This window comes from Sphingopyxis sp. (assembly GCF_036402335.1).
In the GTDB taxonomy this organism is placed as follows: Bacteria; Pseudomonadota; Alphaproteobacteria; order Sphingomonadales; family Sphingomonadaceae; genus Sphingopyxis.
In genome coordinates this window covers 1-4,699 of sequence record NZ_DASWTD010000588.1, presented here as the reverse complement: position 1 = coordinate 4,699, position 4,699 = coordinate 1, and the positions used below count along the sequence as shown (strand labels likewise).

7 protein-coding genes and 1 pseudogene are annotated in these 4,699 nt (G+C 65.1%); 5 read left to right on the top strand and 3 right to left on the bottom strand.

The annotated features are described in order from the left end of the window. Nucleotides 1-92 precede the first annotated feature (92 nt). From VGD20_RS19140 to VGD20_RS19130, 3 genes and pseudogenes are all read left to right on the top strand, one after another. On the top strand, nucleotides 93-569 hold the full coding sequence (locus VGD20_RS19140) for an Hsp20 family protein (RefSeq protein WP_331135967.1): 477 nt from the start codon (nucleotides 93-95) through the stop codon (nucleotides 567-569). A gap of 91 nt (nucleotides 570-660) precedes the next feature. Continuing rightward, entirely contained in the window at nucleotides 661-1,182 is a 522-nt protein-coding gene (locus VGD20_RS19135) for an Hsp20/alpha crystallin family protein (protein WP_331135966.1), read from the top strand. Next, nucleotides 1,145-1,474, top strand: a pseudogene (locus tag VGD20_RS19130) (NADH dehydrogenase ubiquinone Fe-S protein 4); the annotation flags it as partial. The gene VGD20_RS19135 and the pseudogene VGD20_RS19130, both read left to right, overlap by 38 nt. Before the next feature lie 53 nt (nucleotides 1,475-1,527). On the opposite strand, the gene VGD20_RS19125 reads toward VGD20_RS19130, so the two are convergent. From VGD20_RS19125 to VGD20_RS19115, 3 genes are all read right to left on the bottom strand, one after another. Further along, nucleotides 1,528-1,788: a hypothetical protein gene (locus VGD20_RS19125; RefSeq protein ID WP_331135965.1), complete on the bottom strand. Its 261-nt coding sequence runs from the start codon at nucleotides 1,786-1,788 to the stop codon at nucleotides 1,528-1,530. 95 nt (nucleotides 1,789-1,883) lie between these two features. Beyond that, a complete protein-coding gene (locus VGD20_RS19120) occupies nucleotides 1,884-2,153 on the bottom strand; it encodes a protein usg (RefSeq protein WP_331135964.1) in 270 nt (89 codons plus the stop codon). Beyond that, nucleotides 2,150-2,386 carry a hypothetical protein gene (locus VGD20_RS19115; RefSeq protein ID WP_331135963.1) on the bottom strand — a complete coding sequence of 79 codons (237 nt, stop codon included), beginning with the start codon at nucleotides 2,384-2,386 and terminating at the stop codon, nucleotides 2,150-2,152. The genes VGD20_RS19120 and VGD20_RS19115 overlap by 4 nt, the downstream gene beginning before the upstream one ends. Before the next feature lie 275 nt (nucleotides 2,387-2,661). Here VGD20_RS19115 and groES point away from each other — a divergent pair, with 275 nt between their 5' ends. Next, entirely contained in the window at nucleotides 2,662-2,976 is a 315-nt protein-coding gene (groES, locus tag VGD20_RS19110) for a co-chaperone GroES (protein WP_331135962.1), read from the top strand. A 46-nt stretch (nucleotides 2,977-3,022) separates the two neighbouring features. Continuing rightward, on the top strand, nucleotides 3,023-4,642 hold the full coding sequence (gene groL / locus VGD20_RS19105) for a chaperonin GroEL (protein ID WP_331135961.1): 1,620 nt from the start codon (nucleotides 3,023-3,025) through the stop codon (nucleotides 4,640-4,642). Nucleotides 4,643-4,699: the final 57 nt, after the last annotated feature.

The window sequence follows — 4,699 nt, the reverse complement described above, 5'->3', positions numbered from 1 at the left end:
CCGAAATCCGGGTCCGGCTGGACATGGAGAGCGCCGGCTCTTTGTACCGGCGCATCTCATGCCCGAATTGCTTCAACCTGGAGGATTTGGAAATGAGAACCAACTTCGACTTTACGCCCTATCGGCGTTCGACGGTCGGCTTCGACCGGCTCTTCGATCTGCTCGAGACCGAACCGCGCGGTGACGTTGCGGATGGCTATCCGCCGTTCGACATCGTGAAGGACGGCGAGGATAGCTACCGCGTCACGCTCGCTATCGCGGGCTTCCGGCCCGAAGAGATCGAGGTGGTGGCGCAGCAGAACCAGCTTAGCGTCACGGGCCAGCGCGCCGCGAGCGACGGCAAGGATGCCTATCTGCACAAGGGCATCGCGACGCGCGATTTCGAGCGGCGCTTCCAGCTCGCCGACTTCATCGAGGTCGGCAGTGCGAGCTTCGAGAACGGCCTGCTCAGCATCGAGCTGAAACGCGTCGTCCCCGAGGCGATGAAGCCGCGCAAGATCGCGATCGGCAACGGCAAGCCCGCCGAGCGGATCGCAGCGTCCGAAGACAAGGCCCGCGAAGCGGCCTGACCCAACCGAACAGGCTCGCCGGCGCCATCCCGAAACGGATGGCGACCGGCGGGTCTTGCCCTCAACGCTCATGCCAGAAAGGAGATGAACCATGGCAACTCAGGATCTCATTCCCTGGAGCCGGCAGGAGAACCGGCTTCCCGTCCCCGTGCGCGCCGAATCCGCAGAAGTCACGGCGTCGTACCCTCTGCTCTCACTGCACCGCGAGGTGAACCGGCTGTTCGACGATGTTTTTCGCGGCTTCGGCGTACCCGCCTTTGACGGCTTCGATCGCGCGCCCGGCTGGCCGCGCATCGAGCTTGCGGAGACCGGCAAGGAGGTCCGCGTCACCGCCGAGCTTCCCGGCCTTGACGAGAAGGATGTCGATATCAGCGTCGAGGAAGGCGTGCTGACGCTGCGCGGCGAGAAACGCGCCGAAATCGAAGACCAGGATCGCGGCTATTCGGAGCGCAGCTATGGCTGCTTCGAACGGCGGATCGGCCTTCCGCACGGAATCGATCGCGAGCAGGCGAGCGCGACCTTCACCAACGGCGTGCTCACCGTCACCCTGCCGAAGACCGAGGCGGCGAACGAGAATGTTCGCCGTATCCCGGTCAATGGCAAGGCCGCCTGACGGTTCGGCCCGGGGCCAAGGCTCCGGGCCGTCTGCCGCCGGCATGTACGACCGCTTCGCGACCAGCATGCTGCCGCCGGATGCGCGGGCGGTGATCGAACCGGCCGCCATAGCCGAGCGCGGCGGGCGTGCGCTGCATGGACAGTGGCGCGTCCGCTTTCGTCCGCGCTGGCCGTCCTCGCTCGATCCGCTGACCGGATGGACCGGTGGCGGTGATCCGCTCGCGACGATCGACCTGCGCTTTCCCGATCGGGCTGCCGCCGAGCGCTATTGCCGAAAAGCGGGACTCGCATTCGTCATAGCCGGCACGGCGGTGGACGCGGGCCGTCAATCTCGCCGCCTGTCCTATGCTACGGCACGCCCGTTCGGCTTCGCCAGCACCTCTCCCGGATCCACCGGCGGCGAGGCGAGCATCGCGTCATGCTCCTGGAACACGCGTTCGATCTCTTCGCGCTTGTCGAGCAGGAGCTTGGCAACGCCCGCGGTCATGCCGCCCTCTTCGCCGACGCGCCCGAGCACGCCCGCAAGGTCCGCGAGCGTCGCCTTTTCGGGAGTCGAGTGAAGACCTCCCTTCGAATCGCGATAGGCCGTGCATTCGGTCGCCATTCTCATCTCCTTCGCGAAAAGCGCGACGGTGAAACGCACCGGGTTGCCAATTGGTCGCAGCGGATGCCAACGTCGGCCTGTCACCGCCTCTGTCTTCACCGGATCTCGATAATATCATCGACCGCATGCCACTCGGCCGGCCGGATCAGCGCGTCGTGCGCGACCCGGACCGAATGAAGCGCGGCCCCGATCTCGCGCCGCCAGTGAACGAGGAAATCGAAGAGCACCGGAAAATCGGGCGCGAGATCATGGTCCTGCCATACGAACAGCTGGAGCAGCGACGGCGCGTCGGGCCGGTAATAATGAACTTCCGCCGTCGTCAGGCGGTAGCCTTCGAGCTGGGCGACAAAGCCGCGATCGCTCATGGTCCGGGCGCGCGTTGCTCGCCGCCACGGTCGAGCGAGCGCAATGCGGCAAGCACATCGTCGACGGGGACCGCGCGGCGCGCGCCGGGCGGTTTGCGAAGCGCCGGCTGGTCGCGGACCGAAGACCGGTCGGATGCCCAGGATGCGAGCAGCGCACGCTTCACCTCGGGCTCGAGGCTCGGGTGACGCGCCACGTCGAACGGATGAAGAAAACGGGAAAATGGCTCGGACATGTCGTGCCTCCTTCCTTTGTCGCCATTCCTTTTCACCATGCGCGGCCATGCGGGCCGCGGAGCTGAAATTTTGGAACCGAATCGAGTCGCGTCAAGAGGTGAAATCGATACTCCGCGTCTGCAATGAGACCTGCTGGCGGTCATGACTTGCGAGTGCCAAAAAATTTTGGCCAAACCTCTTGAAGCGAAAAAATTCGCTTCCTAGCTCGTTGGCGCCGCGCGTCCCGGACAGGCGCGCCGGCTTATCATATCGTTATGCAACATGGAGGTTATGCATGCATTTCCGTCCCTTGCACGACCGTGTGGTCGTCCGCCGCATCGAAGCCGAGGAGAAGACCTCGGGCGGCATCATCATCCCCGACACCGCCAAGGAAAAGCCGCAGGAGGGCGAGGTCGTCGCCGTCGGCCCGGGCGCCCGCGCCGAGGACGGCACGGTCACCCCGCTCGACGTCAAGGCCGGCGACCGCATCCTGTTCGGCAAATGGTCGGGGACCGAGGTCCGCATCGATAACGAGGAACTGCTCATCATGAAGGAGAGCGATATTCTCGGCGTGATCGAGCAGGCCGAGGCGCTCAAGCAGGCGGCATAAAGCCGCATTCATCAGCAACTGAAAGGACATCAAGAAGGAGGTCAGAATGGCTGCCAAGGACGTGAAATTTGCGTCGGACGCGCGTGATCGCATGCTGCGCGGCGTGGATACGCTGGCCAATGCAGTGAAGGTCACGCTGGGGCCCAAGGGCCGCAACGTCGTGATCGAGAAAAGCTTCGGCGCGCCGCGCATCACCAAGGACGGCGTCACCGTCGCCAAGGAAATCGAGCTTGCCGACAAGTTCGAGAATATGGGCGCGCAGATGCTGCGCGAGGTCGCGAGCAAGCAGAATGACAAGGCCGGCGACGGCACGACCACTGCGACCGTGCTCGCGCAGGCGATCGTTCGCGAAGGCTCGAAGGCGATTGCCGCGGGCATGAACCCGATGGACGTCAAGCGCGGCATCGACCTCGCCGTGGGCGCCGTGGTCAAGGATCTTGAGGCGCATGCCAAGAAGGTCGGCGCCAACAGCGAGATCGCGCAGGTCGCGACGATTTCGGCGAATGGCGACGAAGAGGTCGGCCGCATCCTCGCCGAAGCGATGGAGAAGGTCGGCAACGAGGGCGTGATCACGGTCGAGGAAGCGAAGAGCCTCGCGACCGAGCTCGAGACGGTCGAGGGCATGCAGTTCGACCGCGGCTATCTCTCGCCCTATTTCATCACCAATGCCGAGAAGCTGAAGGTCGAGCTCGACGACCCCTATATCCTCATCCACGAGAAGAAACTCTCGAACCTGCAGGCGATGGTGCCGCTGCTCGAGGGCGTCGTCCAGTCAGGCAAGCCGCTGCTGATCATCGCCGAGGATGTCGAAGGCGACGCGCTCGCAACGCTCGTCGTCAACCGGCTGCGCGGCGGGCTCAAGGTCGCGGCGGTCAAGGCACCCGGCTTCGGCGATCGCCGCAAGGCGATGCTCGAGGATATCGCGGTGCTCACCGGCGGCAATGTCGTGAGCGAGGAACTCGGCATCAAGCTCGAGAGTGTCACGATCAACATGCTCGGGCGCGCCAAGAAGGTCGTCATCGACAAGGATAATACGACGATCGTCGACGGCGTCGGCGCCAAATCCGACATCGACGGACGCATTGCGCAGATACGCCAGCAGATCGAAACGACGACGAGCGACTATGACCGTGAGAAACTGCAGGAGCGGCTCGCCAAGCTCGCGGGCGGCGTCGCGGTGATCCGCGTCGGCGGCGCGACCGAGGTCGAGGTCAAGGAAAAGAAGGACCGCGTCGACGACGCGCTCCACGCAACGCGGGCAGCGGTCGAGGAAGGCATCCTGCCCGGCGGCGGCATCGCGCTGCTGCGCTCGCTGAAGGCGCTCGAAGGCCTCAAGGCCGCAAACGACGACCAGCAGTCGGGCATCGACATCGTCCGGCGCGCGCTCCGCGCCCCGGCGCGCCAGATCGCCGACAATGCCGGCGAGGACGGCGCCTGGATCGTCGGCAAGCTGCTCGAAAGCGAGGAGTATAGCTGGGGCTTCAACGCCGCCACCGGCGAATATCAGGATCTCGTCAAGGCCGGCGTGATCGATCCCGCCAAGGTCGTGCGCACCGCGCTCCAGGACGCGGCGTCGGTCGCCTCGCTGCTCATCACTACCGAGGCGCTCGTCGCGGAGCTGCCGAAGGAGGAGAAGGCCGCGCCGATGCCGGCGATGGACTTCTGACATATCGAGGGCGGCGGGAAACCGCCGCCCTCACCTGCCACGTTTCTGTGCGGAGCA